Source organism: Eudoraea chungangensis (genome assembly GCF_029360665.1).
Classification (GTDB): domain Bacteria; phylum Bacteroidota; class Bacteroidia; order Flavobacteriales; family Flavobacteriaceae; genus Eudoraea; species Eudoraea chungangensis.
Map to the genome: position 1 here is coordinate 239,536 of NZ_JARDUB010000003.1, position 17,323 is coordinate 256,858.

The 17,323-nt window shown below is 37.2% G+C and carries 18 protein-coding genes; 11 read left to right on the forward strand and 7 right to left on the reverse strand.

Annotated features, from left to right (window positions below; genetic code table 11):
• Nucleotide 1: 1 nt before the first annotated feature.
• Both PXG98_RS07835 and PXG98_RS07840 read right to left on the reverse strand, forming a co-directional pair.
• A complete protein-coding gene (locus PXG98_RS07835) occupies nt 2–1,444 on the reverse strand; it encodes an acetyl-CoA carboxylase biotin carboxylase subunit (protein WP_276390123.1) in 1,443 nt (480 codons plus the stop codon).
• Nucleotides 1,445–1,451: 7 nt separating this feature from the next.
• Entirely contained in the window at nt 1,452–1,937 is a 486-nt protein-coding gene (locus PXG98_RS07840; RefSeq protein WP_276390125.1) for an acyl-CoA carboxylase biotin carboxyl carrier protein subunit, read from the reverse strand.
• A gap of 245 nt (nt 1,938–2,182) precedes the next feature.
• Between PXG98_RS07840 and udk the strand changes: the two genes are divergently transcribed.
• From udk to PXG98_RS07895, 11 genes are all read left to right on the forward strand, one after another.
• A complete protein-coding gene (udk, locus tag PXG98_RS07845) occupies nt 2,183–2,791 on the forward strand; it encodes a uridine kinase (protein WP_276390127.1) in 609 nt (202 codons plus the stop codon).
• On the forward strand, nt 2,791–3,123 hold the full coding sequence (locus PXG98_RS07850) for an FtsB family cell division protein (protein ID WP_276390128.1): 333 nt from the start codon (nt 2,791–2,793) through the stop codon (nt 3,121–3,123). The genes udk and PXG98_RS07850 overlap by 1 nt, the downstream gene beginning before the upstream one ends.
• Nucleotides 3,113–4,498 carry a methylmalonyl-CoA mutase subunit beta gene (locus PXG98_RS07855; RefSeq protein ID WP_277612700.1) on the forward strand — a complete coding sequence of 462 codons (1,386 nt, stop codon included), beginning with the start codon at nt 3,113–3,115 and terminating at the stop codon, nt 4,496–4,498. The genes PXG98_RS07850 and PXG98_RS07855 overlap by 11 nt, the downstream gene beginning before the upstream one ends.
• The gene (gene scpA, locus PXG98_RS07860; RefSeq protein WP_276390130.1) at nt 4,491–6,638 is read left to right on the forward strand and encodes a methylmalonyl-CoA mutase; all 2,148 of its coding nucleotides are present in this window, start codon (nt 4,491–4,493) and stop codon (nt 6,636–6,638) included. Before PXG98_RS07855 ends, scpA begins: the two co-directional genes overlap by 8 nt.
• A gap of 145 nt (nt 6,639–6,783) precedes the next feature.
• Entirely contained in the window at nt 6,784–7,557 is a 774-nt protein-coding gene (locus PXG98_RS07865; protein ID WP_276390132.1) for a ParA family protein, read from the forward strand.
• 1 nt (nt 7,558) lies between these two features.
• Nucleotides 7,559–8,461 carry a ParB/RepB/Spo0J family partition protein gene (locus PXG98_RS07870; RefSeq protein ID WP_276390134.1) on the forward strand — a complete coding sequence of 301 codons (903 nt, stop codon included), beginning with the start codon at nt 7,559–7,561 and terminating at the stop codon, nt 8,459–8,461.
• A complete protein-coding gene (locus tag PXG98_RS07875; RefSeq protein ID WP_276390136.1) occupies nt 8,454–9,104 on the forward strand; it encodes a DUF5683 domain-containing protein in 651 nt (216 codons plus the stop codon). Before PXG98_RS07870 ends, PXG98_RS07875 begins: the two co-directional genes overlap by 8 nt.
• A 2-nt stretch (nt 9,105–9,106) precedes the next feature.
• Nucleotides 9,107–9,808 carry a 4-hydroxy-tetrahydrodipicolinate reductase gene (gene dapB, locus PXG98_RS07880; RefSeq protein ID WP_276390137.1) on the forward strand — a complete coding sequence of 234 codons (702 nt, stop codon included), beginning with the start codon at nt 9,107–9,109 and terminating at the stop codon, nt 9,806–9,808.
• A 51-nt stretch (nt 9,809–9,859) separates the two neighbouring features.
• On the forward strand, nt 9,860–11,566 hold the full coding sequence (gene lepB / locus PXG98_RS07885; protein WP_276390138.1) for a signal peptidase I: 1,707 nt from the start codon (nt 9,860–9,862) through the stop codon (nt 11,564–11,566).
• Between the two features lie 26 nt (nt 11,567–11,592).
• Nucleotides 11,593–12,225 (forward strand): WbqC family protein, encoded by a 633-nt coding sequence (locus tag PXG98_RS07890; RefSeq protein WP_276390140.1) that lies wholly within the window; start codon nt 11,593–11,595, stop codon nt 12,223–12,225.
• Nucleotides 12,218–12,529 carry a DUF6122 family protein gene (locus PXG98_RS07895; protein WP_276390142.1) on the forward strand — a complete coding sequence of 104 codons (312 nt, stop codon included), beginning with the start codon at nt 12,218–12,220 and terminating at the stop codon, nt 12,527–12,529. The genes PXG98_RS07890 and PXG98_RS07895 overlap by 8 nt, the downstream gene beginning before the upstream one ends.
• On the opposite strand, the gene PXG98_RS07900 is transcribed toward PXG98_RS07895, so the two are convergent.
• Genes PXG98_RS07900 through PXG98_RS07920 form a run of 5 tightly spaced genes read right to left on the reverse strand, consistent with a single transcriptional unit; the run spans nt 12,526 to nt 17,295 of the window.
• On the reverse strand, nt 12,526–13,536 hold the full coding sequence (locus tag PXG98_RS07900) for an endonuclease/exonuclease/phosphatase family protein (RefSeq protein ID WP_276390144.1): 1,011 nt from the start codon (nt 13,534–13,536) through the stop codon (nt 12,526–12,528). The two genes, PXG98_RS07895 and PXG98_RS07900, sit on opposite strands and share 4 nt — an antisense overlap.
• 3 nt (nt 13,537–13,539) lie before the next feature.
• On the reverse strand, nt 13,540–14,415 hold the full coding sequence (locus PXG98_RS07905) for a rhomboid family protein (protein WP_276390773.1): 876 nt from the start codon (nt 14,413–14,415) through the stop codon (nt 13,540–13,542).
• A 1-nt stretch (nt 14,416) separates the two neighbouring features.
• Complete coding sequence (locus tag PXG98_RS07910) at nt 14,417–15,160, reverse strand: rhomboid family intramembrane serine protease (RefSeq protein ID WP_276390146.1); 744 nt, start codon at nt 15,158–15,160, stop codon at nt 14,417–14,419.
• Nucleotides 15,161–17,005 carry a DNA mismatch repair endonuclease MutL gene (gene mutL / locus PXG98_RS07915; RefSeq protein ID WP_276390147.1) on the reverse strand — a complete coding sequence of 615 codons (1,845 nt, stop codon included), beginning with the start codon at nt 17,003–17,005 and terminating at the stop codon, nt 15,161–15,163. It abuts the gene before it with no gap.
• Nucleotides 17,005–17,295, reverse strand: a complete 291-nt coding sequence (locus PXG98_RS07920) for a riboflavin synthase subunit beta (protein WP_276390148.1) — start codon at nt 17,293–17,295, stop codon at nt 17,005–17,007. Before PXG98_RS07920 ends, mutL begins: the two co-directional genes overlap by 1 nt.
• Nucleotides 17,296–17,323: the final 28 nt, after the last annotated feature.

Genomic DNA, 17,323 nt, shown 5'->3' on the forward strand with positions numbered 1-17,323 from the left:
TCTAAGCTGTTGGTATTCTTAATTTTTTTTGATCTTCTTCATACTTCCGTATTGCCATTAAAGCGGCCAAACGGGCCTCTATCTCTGCTTTATTCCGCAACATCTCAGGAGAATAATAGTCTTTTACAAAATGTGTGTCAAAGTTTCCCGAGCGAAAAGACTCATGCTCAAAAACAAATTTACCAAAGGGCAGTGTTGTTTCCACCCCTGCAATATGATAATCATCAATGGCCTTAATCATTAATTGCATGGCCTCTTCTCTGTCCTTTCCATGGGTAATGAGTTTAGACAACATAGGATCATAGTAAATTGGTACCTCCATGCCTTCTTCAAATCCATTATCCACTCTTATCCCTTCTCCCTGAGGTAGCTTATATACTTCCAATGTCCCCACACTTGGAAGAAAGTCATTCAAAGGATCTTCTGCATAAACTCTAAGTTCCAGCGCATGCCCATTAATTCTCAAATCCTCTTGTTTCATCTCCAGAGTCTCTCCTCTGGCTACCTTAATTTGTAATTCCACCAAATCAACTCCTGATATTAACTCGGAAACAGGATGCTCTACTTGTAGTCTTGTATTCATTTCCAGAAAATAGAAATTTAGATCTGCATCCATTAGAAACTCTACTGTACCGGCACCAACATAATTACAGGATTCGGCTACTTTTGTGGCAGCAATTCCCATTTTCTTCCTGAGTTCCGGATTTAGTATAGCGGATGGGGCTTCTTCCACTACTTTTTGATGCCTCCTTTGTATACTGCATTCTCGCTCGAAAAAATAAAGGATATTTCCAAAGACATCAGCCATTATTTGTATTTCAATATGCCTGGGAGAGGTAACATATTTTTCAATAAAAACAGAGCCGTCCCCAAAGGCAGAGGTAGCCTCGCTTATTGCTCTCTTCATTTGCGACTCTAAATCGCCCTCTTTTTCTACAATTCGCATTCCCTTTCCACCTCCCCCAGCAGAAGCTTTTATTAGAATAGGAAAGCCAATTTCTTTGGCTATTGCCTTTGCTTTTGCCAAATCTGTTATGGCCTCATCAATTCCGGGAACCATGGGTATATTATAGGTTTTAACAGCTTCTTTTGCAGCCAGTTTACTCCCCATAACTCTTATAGCATCAGACTTGGGGCCGATAAAAACTATATTGTTTTTTTCTACCTCCTCCGCAAAATCTGCATTCTCGCTGAGAAAGCCATAACCCGGATGTATGCCGTCAACATTTAGACGTTTAGCTTCTGCAATAATCTTTGAACCCAATAAATAGGACTTATTGGAAGGTGCTTCTCCAATACATACCGCTTCATCTGCAAATTTTACATGCGGAGCATTCCTGTCTGCAGTAGAATATATGGCTACTGTTTTAATCCCCATCTTCTGTGCAGTCTTCATCACACGAATGGCTATCTCACCCCTATTGGCAACTAAAATTTTCTTCATAATGCTCTTATTCAAATTCAATTAAAAGGTGATTCTTATCTACAGCATCACCCTTTTTAACGGCAATACTTTTAATTATCCCATCCCGGGGAGAGCAAATAAGGTTTTCCATTTTCATGGCCTCCAGAATAAGTAGGGGATCATCCGTCTTCACTTCCTGCCCCTGTGCCACATTAATTTCCAAAATAAGTCCGGGCATGGGTGCCTCTATCGAAACAATTTCCTTTGCAGAGGCAAGTTCAAATCCCATATCGGCAATCAGCCTATCTAATTCATCTGATATTACAACCTCATAGGTACTATGGTTAATACTTATGGTGTAGGTTTTGTTGTAAAAATCTTGTTTCAAGATTTGGGCAACATAGGGCTTGTTTCCCTCTAAAATATGATAGTTGTCTTTAGAGATAGATAAGGCGTCTAGCTTGGAAGCTTCCTTACTACTTATCTCAAAATCCAAACTATTATTTACGACAATCTTAAATAATTTGTCCATGGAATCGTGGCTTATTGGTGGTATATAAAATTCTGGATAAGATACTTAAATTTTGGCATTCTAGTTCAGCAGCAACAGGAGCATTAGCATTTTATTTGTCAAATTTATTCCCTTAAAATTTATGGAAATATGAATATTATCATATATTAAATTATTTTCTTAGCGTAACTATGCTATTGGAAAAGAAGACGGTTTGTCTCTTAATTTATATCCAATAATGTATTTTTGGAAGAAATAGATAGGACATGCTAATAATCGGAATAGCGGGAGGTACGGGATGTGGAAAAACCACAGTGGTAAATCAGATAATTAACCAGTTCCCGGATAAAGAAGTGGGTGTTATTTCCCAGGATTCTTATTATAGTGATTTATCGCATTTGAGCTATGAAGAACGAACGAAAATAAATTTTGATCATCCGAGAGCTATCGATTTTGAATTGTTGGGGAGGCATATAAAAGCCCTAAAAAATGGAGACACAATTGAACAACCCGTTTACTCTTTTTCTAAACACAACAGAACTAACGACTTTATAAAAGTACACCCCAGAAAGGTGATGATAATTGAGGGCATATTAATAATGACAAATCCTGAAATAAGGGATATGTTTGATATAAAAATATATGTACATGCCGATTCTGATGAACGACTTATAAGAAGATTAAGGAGAGACATTAATGAACGTGGCAGAGATTTAAACGAAGTGCTAAATCGATACCAATCTACTCTGAAACCTATGCATAGTCAGTTTATTGAGCCTACAAAAGAATACGCGGATTTAATTATTCCAAATAACAAATACAATACAGTAGCTATTGATATCGTGCGCACAATTATTAACGAAAAACTTAATTAATGGGATTTAAAAAGCTACGACAGAAAAAATGGTTTGGCATTGCAACCAATCTTTATGTTTTAGTATTAACAGCCTTTTTGATTTGGATGGTTTTTTTTGACACTAATTCCCTTTTGATACATTTAGAGCTGCGGAAGGAAATTAAGAAGTTAGAAAAGACCCAAGAGTTTTTAAAAAAGGAAATTGCCAAAGACAAACTAATTATCGAAAAACTTTCAGATCCCAAAGAACTGGAAAAATTTGCCAGAGAAAATTATTACCTCAAAAAAAAGAATGAGGAAATATATCTGATTGAATACGAGGATAGTACAATTCAAAACAATGATAGATAAAAAAGACTTGTTTTCGGAATTCGATACGGTTTCCAAGAAAGCTTGGAAACAGAAGATACAAGTAGATTTAAAAGGTGCCGATTATAATAACACACTTGTGTGGGAATCACCGGAAGGCATTAATGTAAAGCCCTTTTACAATGCAGAAGATTTAGAGAATCTTTCGGACAACCTTTTCCAAAGAAATAATAAATGGCAGGCAGCCGAACTTATTGTGGTTAACAATACTGCAGATACTAATATTAGAATTGAGAAAGCCCTGCAAGGAGGTGCAGAATGCCTTGTGGTGAAAATTGATAAACCACTATCAGGAATCTCGGAATTTATGCAGGGGTTAAACCTAGGTAAAATACCTATGCACATAGTTCTTCCAATACGTCATACATCTGTCCTTGAAGAAGTATCAGATTTCAACAAAGCATCTGGCAATAAGATTCAATTTTATTCGGATATAGTAGGAAGTTTTGCAGCATCTGGCAAATGGTTTAATTCTGAAGAGGAAGACTTTGCAATTTTTGAAAAACTTAAGAAGAATCCTAACTTCCCCTTTTCCATAACAATTAATAGTAATCTATACCAAAATGCAGGAGCCAATATAGTTCAACAACTTGCATATAGCCTTGCCCATGCCAACGAATACTTGCATTATTTGGATGTGAAAGAATCCTTAAAAAGAATAAAGGAAGTCACCTTTTTCGTTTCAGAAGGGGGAAATTACTTTTTTGAAATTGCCAAAATAAGAGCGCTTAGACTTCTTTGGAATGTATTAGCAGATGCCTATGGGGTAGAATTAAATTGTAAAATTATTGCCTCTCCAAGTAAAAGAAACAAAACTATCTATGATTACAATACAAATCTATTGCGCAGCACCATGGAAACCATGTCGGCAATTCTAGGAGGAGCAGATATTGTTTATAATAGACCTTATGATTTTTTATATCATAATTCAAATGACTTCGCCGAGCGAATAGCGAGGAACCAATTACTAATTCTAAAAGAAGAGAGCTATTTTGATCTTGTTAACAACCCTGCAGACGGATCTTATTATATTGAATCTTTGACCAATGAAATGGCCGAAAAAGCCCTAGTATTATTTAAACAGATAGAAAAAGGAGGTGGTTTTATAAAAGGTCTTAAAACACATCAAATACAAAAGAAAATAAAGGAGAGTGATAAAAAAGAGAAAGAGTTAGTTTCGTCTGGCAAGGAAGTCTTGGTTGGATCTAATAAGTATCCCAATCCTTTGGATAAAATGAAAATGAGTTTAGACAAAAATCCATTTCCGATTAGAAATCCAAGACAAACGCGCGTAGAACCAATTATCCCATCTAGGTTAACAGAAGTCATGGAACAAAAAAGATTGAATCATGAATAGAAAAAATCTTAGTGGCTTAAATCTTGCGTTAAAGCCTAAATCGCATCACACTCATATTGGGGATAAAAGGTCGACCACCGCCGAGGATATTGCAATTAAAACGTCCTATTCTAAAAAAGATATAGAACATGTAGATCATTTAAACTTTGCTGCAGGAATAGCTCCAAATTTAAGAGGCCCGTATTCTACTATGTATGTCCGCAGACCATGGACCATCAGGCAGTATGCCGGATTCTCCACTGCCCAGGAAAGTAATGCTTTCTACCGACGAAATTTAGAGGCAGGTCAGAAAGGACTGTCCGTAGCCTTCGATTTACCAACCCACAGAGGCTACGACAGTGATCATGAACGAGTAATTGGGGATGTTGGAAAAGCAGGAGTGGCCATTGATTCTGTAGAAGACATGAAAGTTTTATTTGATGGCATCCCTCTGGATAAAATGTCTGTTTCTATGACCATGAATGGAGCTGTTCTGCCTATTATGGCATTTTATATAGCCGCAGCAGAAGAACAAGGCGTTTCCCTGGAACAATTGTCCGGAACCATCCAAAATGATATTTTAAAGGAATTTATGGTTCGGAACACCTATATATATCCCCCAACTCCGTCCATGCAAATTATTGCCGACATCTTCGAGTATACGAGCAAAAACATGCCCAAATTTAATAGTATTAGTATTTCTGGTTACCATATGCAAGAAGCTGGCGCCACTGCTGATATTGAATTGGCTTACACACTTGCTGATGGCTTAGAATATATCAGAACAGGCTTAAAGGCAGGTTTAGAGATAGATAAGTTTGCTCCTAGGCTATCATTTTTCTGGGCTATTGGTATGAACCATTTTATGGAAATTGCTAAAATGAGAGCCGGACGAATGTTATGGGCAAAATTAGTAAAGCAGTTTAAGCCTAAAAATCAAAAGTCATTGGCGCTACGCACCCACTGCCAGACAAGCGGATGGAGTTTAACCGAGCAAGACCCTTTTAATAACGTTGCGAGAACCGTTGTTGAAGCTTCTGCAGCTGCCTTTGGCGGAACACAAAGCTTACACACAAATGCGCTAGATGAAGCCATAGCCTTACCCACAGATTTTTCTGCACGTATTGCTAGAAACACCCAAATTTACCTTCAGGAAGAAACCAAAATAACTAAAACTGTAGACCCCTGGGGCGGAAGTTATTACGTTGAATACCTGACACACGAAATAGCCAATAAAGCCTGGGAACTCATTCGGGAAGTAGAAGAACATGGCGGTATGACCAAGGCCATAGAGGCTGGTATTCCAAAGATGAGGATTGAACAGGCAGCAGCAAAAAAACAGGCCCGTATTGATAGTGGAACCGATACAATTGTTGGTGTTAATAAATATTCTTTGGAGGAAGAAGACGATTTACAAATCCTTGAGGTTGATAATGCCAAAGTACGGATGGGTCAGTTAGAACGTCTTAAAGAACTAAAAAGTAAAAGAGACTCAAAAAAGTTAGCCAATACGCTAAGGCGTCTTACCGAGGCAGCAGAAAAAAGTAATTCCGGAAAATCAGGGGATCGAGATAATTTACTAGCTTTAGCAGTAAAAGCTGCAAAGGACAGAGCAACCCTAGGGGAAATTAGTGCTGCCTTAGAAGTGGCTTTTGGAAGATATAAAGCTAAAATTCAATCGTTTACAGGAGTGTACGCAAAAGAAATAAAAGAAGACGCAAGTTTTAAAAAAGCCAGAGAACTAGCAGATAAATTCTCCGAATTGGAAGGAAGAAGGCCTCGTATCATGATTGCCAAGATGGGGCAAGACGGACACGACAGGGGCGCCAAGGTTGTAGCTACTGCTTATGCGGATTTAGGTTTTGATGTAGATATTGGTCCCTTATTTCAGACTCCTGAAGAGGCAGCAAAACAAGCGGTTGAAAATGATGTTCATATTCTTGGCGTATCTTCCTTAGCGGCAGGACATAAAACTTTAGTTCCAAAGGTCTTAGAGGAGTTAAAGAAATACGAACGAGAAGATATTATGGTAATTGTGGGTGGGGTGATACCCAAACAAGATTACCCCTTTCTGTTTGATGCCGGTGCGGCAGCTGTTTTTGGCCCGGGTACGAAAATAACCGAGGCTGCAATACAAATCTTAGAAATATTAATTGACTAGAAGCCGATTAAAACAGAAACAAGGCAACATATAAAAGCCTGTTTTAGTATATCCAAAGCTGCGTAAGTTATTCACTTGATGTTAACAAAATTCATTTTTTGGCACGGTAAATAATCGTATTTTTAACCCCTAACTTACTACAATTATGGGCAAAGTAATTGCTATTGCAAATCAAAAGGGAGGTGTTGGCAAAACCACTACCACTGTTAATCTCGCGGCATCGCTTGGGGTACTTGAAAAGAAAGTTCTTTTAATTGATGGTGACCCCCAGGCAAATGCTACTTCCGGTTTAGGTATTAATGTAGATGAAATTGAAATAGGGACTTATCAATTACTGGAACATACCGCCAACGCAGTAGATACAATTGTAAAAACTGCTTCTCCAAATGTCGATTTAATTCCCGCCCATATAGATTTAGTGGCTATAGAAATTGAATTGGTAGATAAGGACAATAGGGAGTCAATGTTAAAAATAGCAATTGAAAACCTAAGAGAGGCCTATGACTATATCCTTATAGACTGTGCCCCTTCTCTTGGTTTACTTACACTAAATGCGCTGACTGCGGCAGACTCCGTAATAATTCCCATTCAGTGTGAATACTTCGCCTTAGAGGGGTTGGGCAAACTACTCAACACAATTAAAAGTATTCAGCGTATACACAATCCAGACCTGGATATTGAAGGAATGTTACTAACCATGTACGATTCTCGATTACGCTTAAGTAATCAGGTTGTAGAGGAAGTAAAAAAACATTTCTCGGACATGGTTTTCGAGACTATTATTCAAAGAAATGTACGACTGGGTGAGGCTCCTAGTTATGGTGAGAGTATAATTAAATACGATGCAAGCAGCAAAGGAGCTACCAACTATCTTAATATGGCAAGCGAATTGTTGAAAAAAAACAAGGAAAAGGTATAAAATGGCGAAGGCAACAAAAAAGCAAGCACTTGGTAGAGGATTATCGGCCTTATTGAAAGACCCCAATAATGATATTAATACTATTTCGGATCGCAATGCGGATCAGGTAATTGGGAATATCGTAGAATTAGAATTAGAGAGTATTGAGGTAAATCCTTTTCAACCTCGAACGCATTTCAATGATGAAACCTTAAGCGAATTAGCTTCATCTATAGGAGAATTAGGTGTTATTCAGCCTATTACGGTTAGAAAACTAGATTTTAATCAATTTCAGTTGGTATCTGGTGAAAGAAGGTATAGGGCCTCGAAGCTAATAGGTTTAAAAACTATTCCGGCCTATATCAGAATAGCAAACGATCAGGAGTCCCTGGAAATGGCCCTGGTTGAAAATATCCAAAGACAAGACCTAGACCCTATTGAAATTGCACTGTCCTACCAGCGTTTATTAGAAGAAATTGGCCTAACCCAGGAAAAGTTAAGTGATCGTGTTGGTAAAAAAAGGTCTACAGTGGCAAACTACCTGCGCCTATTAAGATTAGATCCCATTATACAAACTGGGATGCGCGATGGTTTTATTAGTATGGGACACGGGCGAACTCTGGTAAATATTGAACATAAGGAAGACCAAATTGCCCTTTATGAAGAAATTGTTAAAAATGGCCTTTCAGTCCGGGATACAGAGTTATTGGTAAATACGTACAAGACGAAACCAAAGTCTTCAAAGCAGAGAACAGATACCCCCGCAGTACCAAGATTTATTCTTCAAGGTAAAAAAGAGTTGAATCAGTACTTAGAGGTTAATATTACGGTTAAAAACTCGGGCAAGAATAAGGGAACTATTAATATTCCATTTTCTTCTGAAGAAGAGTTTAAACGACTGAAAAACTTAATTACTAGTGAATAATACCCTATTCCTATTTGTTTTTTTTCTTTTCTGTTTGTTGAGTGTTGTGGCACAAGAAAAACAGAATGCGGTAAGCTCCGATAGTCTTGTACCAGCTGAGGCCAACTTAGAAACAGAAGAAATAGTGGTTAAAGGGAAAAAAGAAAAATCCAAGGAAATAAACCCTCTTGCCCCAAGTAAAGCTGCGTTTTATTCGGCCATTCTGCCTGGATTAGGCCAAATCTATAATAAGCGGTATTGGAAAGTACCAATTGTTTATGCTGCCATTGGCACTGGCGTTTATGCTTATATCTATAACGACGATTTATACGATAGGTTCCGAACCGCATTTAAAAGAAGGCGAGCAGGTTTTACAGATGATGAATTCTACGACCTAAACGGCTCTGGGATTATACCAGGCAGCCCCGATTTTTCCGATGAGGCTCTCCAAGATGCCCAAGAAAGATACCAACGGGATAGAGATCTTGCACTTTTTATTACTTTAGGCCTATACGCCCTAAACATTATCGATGCCAATGTTGATTCACATCTCAAACAGTTTAACGTTGATGACGATTTAAGTATGGATATTCAACCCTATTTAGATTACCATCCGGTTTTCGCTGATCCGTCTTACGGAGTGGCATTTACTATAAAATTTTAATTATGAGAATAGCATTATTCGGATATGGTAAAATGGGAAAAAAAATTGAAAAGATAGCTTTAGAGCGTAACCATACCGTAGTAGCAAAAATAGACATCGACACCAAAAATATAGACTACAATACGATGGATATTGCCATCGACTTTAGTAAGCCTGAAGCCGCCTTTGAAAATATTAAATCCTGTCTAACACATAAGGTTCCCGTAATTTCAGGCACCACAGGTTGGCTCGAAAATTATACTGAAGCCGTTGAACTGTGTAAAAAAAATGATGGCGCTTTTATTTATGCTTCTAATTTTAGCCTTGGAGTGAATATTTTTTTCGAATTAAATCGGTATTTGGCAAAACTTATGGCAGGGCAAGAAGAATATAAGGTTTCCATAGAGGAAACGCATCATATTCATAAATTAGACGCCCCAAGTGGCACGGCTATTAGCCTTGCGGAAGACGTAATAGATAATTCGGCATATAAAGACTGGAAACTTGGAAAATCTGCCAATAATGCCCTGCAAATAGAATCCTTCAGGGAAGGCGAGGATTTCGGAACACATGAAGTAAAATACCAGGCAAAAGTGGATGAAATTACCATTAAGCATAAAGCACATAACCGCGACGGATTTGCCCTTGGAGCTGTAATTGCAGCAGAGTGGTTGCTAACTAAGAAAGGCGTATTTACAATGAAAGACGTGTTAAATCTGGGTTAATTTCAGTAACATAGCAGATTAGAATGCGACTCAACAAAGAAATAACAACATATGAATAGTACAAATTGGATCCTTTTTATACTCTTAATACAGCTTATCCATTTTCTTGGGACTTGGAAATTGTATATTAAAGCGGGAAGAAAACCATGGGAGGCGGCCATTCCTATTTACAATGCCATCGTCTTAATGCAAATAATTAAGAGACCAAAATGGTGGGTGATTTTATTATTTATTCCAATTATTAACCTTCTCATGTTCCCGGTAGTTTGGGTAGAAACCATTAGAAGTTTTGGCAGAAATAGCCTAATGGATACTTGGCTTGTAATTCTCACTCTCGGCTTTTACATATATTACGTAAACTATTTTGTAGAGGTTAGCTATGTCCCTGATAGAAGTCTGCACCCAAAAAGTGCTATCGGAGAATGGGTAAGTTCCATTGTATTTGCCGTTGTAGCAGCCACCCTTGTGCATACATATTTTATACAACCTTATGTTATACCAACAGGTTCCTTAGAAAGAACGCTGAGGATTGGGGATCTCCTCTTTGTGAGTAAATTTCATTTTGGCGCAAGGGCACCGATGACTACCGTTGCAGCGCCAATGGTTCATGATACAATTCCTGTTTTAGGGATAAGATCCTATCTAAAAAAACCACAATTACCTTATTTTAGACTTCCGGGTTTTGAAAAGGTAAAGAAAAATGACATTGTTGTATTTAGTTGGCCGGCAGATACCGTAAGGGTGTTTTTTAAAAAGGAAGAAGGTGTTAAAAAGCCCATTGATAAGAAATCTAATTATGTAAAGCGATGCGTAGGAACGCCGGGGGATTCTTTATCTGTTATAGATGGTATCGTTTTTATTAATGGGAAAGAGTTACAATTATCAGATAGAGCCAAACCGCAATACGATTATAAGGTCTACTCTCAAAAAGGCGTTTCTTCGAAATTACTTTTAAGCTTAGGAGTTGAGGAATTTACGAGAAAGTATATTTCAGGTCCTTTAAACCAAGGCCAGTTTGAAGCCATTAACACTTATTTAGTTGGGGGTGGGCAAAATGCAAACGGAGATATTGAGTTAATCACCCGTGCTACAGGTATTCCAATGAAGGTGATAAGAAGGGCCGGACTATCCTTAAAGGAAGAAACCGGACGAGAAAGAATAGCCACCATGACCAATGACATGGTAGCTGCGCTCAGAGCTAATACCTCCATCGATTCTGTAGTAAAACAAATTGAACCAAAAGGGGTTGCAGGTTATAATATATTTCCTCAGAATCCAAACTACCCATGGAATAATGACAATTTTGGTCCTATTTATATTCCTAAAGCCGGTACCACCATCAAATTAAGTCCTGAGGTGCTTCCACTTTACAAAAAGATTATCAGGGACTACGAGGGGAAGTCAATCGCTGTATCTGGAAATCAAATTAGTATAAATGGAGAAACGGTAGACAGCTACACTTTTGAACAGGATTATTATTGGATGATGGGTGATAATAGGGATCATTCTGAAGATAGCAGAAGTTGGGGCTACGTACCAGCTAACCATGTGGTTGGAAAGCCTATTTTTATCTGGTTGAGTTTTGATAACTTCAAGCAAGGAATTACCAATTGGAGGCCAAGATGGGACAGAATATTTACCACAGTTGGTGGCGATGGGGAACCCAGGTCTTATTTCAAACACTTTCTTATTGCACTTGTTGCCTGGTTTGCTTTCGACTATTTTTGGAAGAGAAGAAAACGTTCTAAAAAGGAATAGCCAATAGATTGTCCAAATACTTTTTTATGGATACTTTAATCCATCCAACATATTTACCCAGCATTCCCTGTTTTGCTTTACTTTCCCAAAAGAGCATTATATGGGAGGTTTGTGATAACTATCAGAAGCAAACCTACAGAAACAGGGCATATATTTGCACAGATCAGGGGAAATACATGCTTTCGATACCAATAAATCATAAAGGAAAGAAACAAGGAAGGCAGCTTTATAAAGAAGTTGAACTGGAAAATGAGTCTAGATGGCAAAGACAACATTGGCGTACCTTACAAACTGCCTACAGAACCTCTCCTTTTTTTGAATACTATGAGGATGAATTTGAACCGCTATATTCAAAGAATTTTAAATATTTAATGGATTTTAATTTTACAACCATTGAAGTATTGGCTAGTTGTTTTCAAATAGAATTAGATTTTTTTAGAACTGAAGAGTATTTGGATAAAGCAGAAAACTTAGTTGATGCAAGAAATCTTGTAAATGCCAAATCAAAGCTAAGTATAGAACAACTGGGCTATGTTCAAGTATTTCAAAACAAACATGGGTTTATACCAAATTGCAGTGCCATTGATTTATTATTTAATGAAGGCCCTGCTGCCCTGAGTTATCTCCAGAACTTTAAGCTAGGTTTTTTAAATGCTTAGATTTATTCTTCATTACGGCTTTCATTTTATAGTTCCAATTGCTGTTGGGTTATTTTTTTATAGAAAAAACACCGTTCTGGTTGTTACAATACTTCTTTCCGCAATAATTATAGATATGGATCATTTATGGGCAGATCCTGTTTTTGACCCTAATAGATGCAGTATTAATTTTCATCCTTTGCATTCGTATTTGGCCATAGGGGTTTATTTTGTCCTATTTCTCCTGAGGAAAACTAGAATTATTGGCCTAGCACTCCTACTGCATATCCTTGCCGACACTATAGATTGTTATTTAATGTCCTAGAGCTTAATAGTAGCCATTACAGGTTCGTGATCGGAGAGTTTTACTTCAAAATTTTGATGTTTCTTTACCTCCATAGACTTGTCTATTAGTAGGAAGTCTATCCTAAATGGCAATATGTTTATATCATATGTCATTCCAACGCCCAGGCCCTGTTCGTCGAACGTATCTACCAAATTGTTTTTAACCAAGCGATAAACATTAGAGTATGGGGTATTGTTTAAATCGGCACATACGATTTTTCGATAGGGAGCGGCAGTAAAATGTTCGTTAAAGATTTCAGCCTGTTCTTCCTGCTTTAAAAAAGTAGCTTCCATTCTTCCATAAAACCTAAATGGATTTTTCGACTTTTTTATTCTGCCGGGTATTATTTTAAAGGATTGCAAATGCAGGTTATAAATTCTTAAAGTGTCTTTGCCTACAACAATATCGGCATAAATCGCATTATTTGCAGTCTCAGGAAAGTTTAAAGAACCCTTATCAATGATAGGATATTTGGAATAAATTCCTTGCATAGACCTCTGAGCATCATAAGGGGTAACATAATTATAGGGATAGTGTTTTAAATCTTTATGCCTAATTCTACTAGTCTCCTGAAGGCACAACACATCAGGGTCTTTCTCTAGTAAAAAAGATTTTAAGCGGTTTCCTTCTTTATCCTTGATTGTGGCACGATCATTAAAATTTCCCGTATTAAAGGTCATTAGGGTAAGTCCATCAGATCCCATATAGACAGAATTATCTTCAAAACGATAGAAGGAACCAAATACTATGTACGATATAAAAAGACTTATTAATGGGACTAGCCCAGCTCTATTCCATTTAACAAGCCAATAGGTTAAGATTACAAAGTTACTTATTACTAAAAAAGGTAATACTAAACTAAAAAAAGCAATTATTGGCAGTACTCTAACAGGCATGTAAAAAGCAATACATCCAAAAATTAATAGCATAGCTATGAAATAGGTGGCAAAGACCAACCAAGTCTTTATGGAAAAAATGTGTTTCACTGACTACTCGTCTTTACCCGCCTTAAAAAGAAAGTCTTTTTCTACTTGGGAGAGACTTTCGTATCCCGATTTACTGATTTTATCCAAAATAGAATCAATCTTGCGCTGCTTACTCTCTTTATCATAGTCTACCTTTGATCGGGTATTTCTAGCCTTATTTCTATAGACCGTTTTTAAGGGAGCTTTCTTTTCTCTTGGTTTAAAAAACCCAAAAAAACTTTCGCTAAGCTGCCCAAAACCTTCACCAATATCTCTTCCCTTTAAAAGTTGCCGCGCATATACATAACCTAACAGGGCACCGCCCAGATGTGCTAAATGGCCACCAGCATTTCCACTACTAGGAATCTGAATAAGATCCACTAAAACAAAAAACGCACCTATATACCATAGTTTAAGGTTAAAAATGAATAGTCGAACCTCCTGATTCGGTATATAAGTACAAACGAAAATCAGGACAGCTGTAACTCCTGCAGAAGCTCCTATGAGGGCTGTGTTGGTTGCTATAAATGCAGGGAAAACATTATAACTCAGCAGAAATACCAGTCCACCTGCTATTACTCCTAAAAAGTAAACATTACTGAACCTCTTAGGTCCAAAAAGATTAAGAAATATGCGTCCTGTAAAATACAACATTATCATATTCCAGAATAAATGCCATATCCCCCCATGAAAGAAAGAATATGTTATTAAAGACCAGGGTTGTAAAATAAACTCATTAAACTCCTTGGGCAATTCAAACCATTTCACAAAAGTATTGGGAGATAAGCCCATAAGAAATGTGACCAGCGCATTGGTAATAAAAACAATTACGTTAATTGCAATTAACTTCTCTGCCGTATTTAAACTTGCGTACTGGTATTTTAAGTTTCCTCCGTTCATCTTAATCCCACCTATTTTTATTGAATTCATTCTTCTTCCAATACCACATCATCAAGAAACCAAATAGAGCCCCACCAATATGTGCAAAGTGGGCTATCCCATCACCGAAAATGGAATATCCTGTTACCCCAGAAAACAAGTCCAGCCCAATTAAAACGGGAATAAAGTATTTAGCCTTTATGGGAATTGGTAAGAAAATAAGAAATAATTCACTATTGGGATAGGACATTCCAAAGGCTACTAATATTCCATATATAGCACCTGAAGCTCCAACCGCCGGTGTATTATATGCGCTTAAGAAATTATCGATAACACTCTGAGAGGCATAATTGTACCAGTCCGGACTATATTGGCCTTGTGAGATAATTTCCATTACCTGAATTTTAGTCATTCCAGCATTTACTAATGCCTCCATTCCCTGATTGAAATAATAAAAATTTACTCCGGTATGAATTAAGGCTGCACCAAGGCCTGCCGAAAAATAGAAGAAAAGAAACTTATTGCGACCCCACATTCTCTCCAAGGGAGTTCCAAAAGCCCATAAGGCATACATATTAAATAATATATGCGTAAAGCCTCCGTGCATAAACATATGCGATACTATCTGCCACCACTCAAAATTTGCATTTTCAGGAAACCAGAGGGAAAACCATTGGTACATTTGATCTCCATAAATATTGGTTGCTATAAAAAACAGCACATTTATTATCAGTAGATGCTTTATAGCATCGGTCAGTCTTCCCATTTATAAAAATTTATTTTCTATTTCTAAATCTGTGATTGTAATATAAATTAGCTTATTAAACGGGCTAATTTTGGATTCTTTACAGCCAAATAAAGAATTTACTAAAGCTTGTTGCGATTCAAGGTCAAGTATGTCTCCAGTTTTTACTGCTAAGGATTTACAAAGGGCTTTTGACAGAATTTCAGATTCTGTATAGCCTTCTGATTTTATTTCACTTTGATAATCCGAAATTAATTCATCTAAAATTGTAGGTAATTCACTTTCTTTCACCAAAGGAGGAATACCACTTATTTCAATCCTTGTGTCAGAAATAAATTCTAATGCAAATCCCAAAGCAATTAGACTTTCTTTAATTTCTCTAATGGCTGTAATCTCTGACTTACTAAACTCCAAAGATATAGGGAATAATAATTGCTGACTTATTGTTTTTCTTATAGTAATACTGCTCAGAAACTTTTCATACAATATACGCTGATGTGCTCGTCCTTGATCTATAATCAACATTCCGGATTTTATCGTAGACACAAGGTATTTCCTTTTTAACTGAAAAGTGGGAACTCCTATTCTATCTATACCCTCCCTCTCTGTAAAAATAGAACCTGAAATAAGCTCGGATTCTACGGTAAAAGAACTGAAGTCGTCCTTCTCTTCTTCTTTCCCCTCTAAATCTAAAAACATCCCTTCCCACTGGCCAGTATGTTTTTTAAAACCACCAAGTTTTTTTTTGTCTTCAGAAGTACTAAAAGGATTAAACGTTCTATCTACACTTACCATAGGGGGAATTCCAAACTGCTGAGTGCTGGCATACGATGTATCTAAATTTGGATCCTTATTGAAATCTAAAACCGGTCTTATATTAAATTGTCCAAGACTATGCTTAATACACGATTTCAAAATAGCATACAAGCTGTGCTCATCATCAAATTTTATCTCAGTTTTGGTAGGATGTATATTTATATCAATAGATTCAGGATCAACTTCTAAAAAAATAAAGTAACCTGGATACGTATCCGGTTTTAACAAGCCCTCGAAAGCTGAATTTACGGCATGATGGAGATATGGGCTTTTTACAAATCTATTGTTTACGAAGAAAAACTGTTCTCCTCTACTCTTCTTAGCGTACTCGGGCTTAATTACAAACCCATCAATGACGACTAGTTGAGTTTCTTCTTTTATCGGGACAAGTTTTTCATTGGTCTTCTGTCCAAAAATTCTAACAATCCGTTTTTTCAGATTAACTGCAGGCAGATTAAATAATTCACTTCCATTTGAATAGAAGTAAAACTGAATTGATGGATGCGCAATTGCCACCCTGTGAAATTCGTCGACTATATGTCTATGCTCTACTTGGGTCGACTTTAAGAACTTTCGTCTCGCCGGAATATTAAAAAAAAGATTTTTTACTGCTATAGAAGTCCCTTTTGGAGTTACCACTACTTCTTGGGTAATAAGGTCTCCTCCTTCTATCCTGATCATCGTGCCCACTTCATCTATCTCCTGGCGTGTTTGCATTTCTAGGTGGGCAATGGCGGCAATGGAAGCCAGAGCTTCTCCCCTAAAACCTTTAGTATTTAAATGAAATAAATCGTCTGCAGAAGTTATTTTGGAGGTCGCATGCCGTTCCAAACTCATTCTGGCATCTGTAACACTCATTCCTCTGCCATTATCAACTACCTGAATAAGGGTTTTACCTCCTTCTTTTACGATAAGTTTTATAATAGTGGCCTCTGCATCTATGGCATTCTCTAATAATTCTTTAACCACCGACGCCGGTCGTTGAACAACTTCTCCAGCGGCAATTTGATTGGCCACATTATCTGGCAAAAGCTGTATAATATCTCCCATTATTTTGTGAAAAATATGCTTAGATCGAAATCGATAATATAAAGGAAAATCAATATGAGCACAGCGGTTATTATTATCATTCTAAGCCTTAGATTTCTATCTCCGGTTTTCCGCATATCCGACATTGCGCTACTAAACTTTCCCTTTAAGCCTCTTGGTGCATCTACAGTAGTCCGAAACTTATCCAGTTTTGGCTGCATTTTATACGGACTACCCTCACCCTTATCGTCATAATAACGAGGAGAATAATTATACTTTCTGTTTTTTCTAAGCTTTGAAAACTTTCCCATAGACTTGTAGTCTCAAAGTTACTTAAAA

Excerpts from the sequence above, each read along its gene's own strand:
- PXG98_RS07835 (WP_276390123.1), bottom strand. The coding sequence starts at position 1,444 with ATGAAGAAAATTTTAGTTGCCAATAGGGGTGAGATAGCCATTCGTGTG.
- PXG98_RS07840 (WP_276390125.1), bottom strand. The coding sequence starts at position 1,937 with ATGGACAAATTATTTAAGATTGTCGTAAATAATAGTTTGGATTTTGAG.
- udk (WP_276390127.1), top strand. The coding sequence starts at position 2,183 with ATGCTAATAATCGGAATAGCGGGAGGTACGGGATGTGGAAAAACCACA.
- PXG98_RS07850 (WP_276390128.1), top strand. The coding sequence starts at position 2,791 with ATGGGATTTAAAAAGCTACGACAGAAAAAATGGTTTGGCATTGCAACC.
- PXG98_RS07855 (WP_277612700.1), top strand. The coding sequence starts at position 3,113 with ATGATAGATAAAAAAGACTTGTTTTCGGAATTCGATACGGTTTCCAAG.
- scpA (WP_276390130.1), top strand. The coding sequence starts at position 4,491 with ATGAATAGAAAAAATCTTAGTGGCTTAAATCTTGCGTTAAAGCCTAAA.
- PXG98_RS07865 (WP_276390132.1), top strand. The coding sequence starts at position 6,784 with ATGGGCAAAGTAATTGCTATTGCAAATCAAAAGGGAGGTGTTGGCAAA.
- PXG98_RS07870 (WP_276390134.1), top strand. The coding sequence starts at position 7,559 with ATGGCGAAGGCAACAAAAAAGCAAGCACTTGGTAGAGGATTATCGGCC.
- dapB (WP_276390137.1), top strand. The coding sequence starts at position 9,107 with ATGAGAATAGCATTATTCGGATATGGTAAAATGGGAAAAAAAATTGAA.
- lepB (WP_276390138.1), top strand. The coding sequence starts at position 9,860 with ATGAATAGTACAAATTGGATCCTTTTTATACTCTTAATACAGCTTATC.
- PXG98_RS07890 (WP_276390140.1), top strand. The coding sequence starts at position 11,593 with ATGGATACTTTAATCCATCCAACATATTTACCCAGCATTCCCTGTTTT.
- PXG98_RS07895 (WP_276390142.1), top strand. The coding sequence starts at position 12,218 with ATGCTTAGATTTATTCTTCATTACGGCTTTCATTTTATAGTTCCAATT.
- PXG98_RS07905 (WP_276390773.1), bottom strand. The coding sequence starts at position 14,415 with ATGAACGGAGGAAACTTAAAATACCAGTACGCAAGTTTAAATACGGCA.
- PXG98_RS07910 (WP_276390146.1), bottom strand. The coding sequence starts at position 15,160 with ATGGGAAGACTGACCGATGCTATAAAGCATCTACTGATAATAAATGTG.
- mutL (WP_276390147.1), bottom strand. The coding sequence starts at position 17,005 with ATGGGAGATATTATACAGCTTTTGCCAGATAATGTGGCCAATCAAATT.
- PXG98_RS07920 (WP_276390148.1), bottom strand. The coding sequence starts at position 17,295 with ATGGGAAAGTTTTCAAAGCTTAGAAAAAACAGAAAGTATAATTATTCT.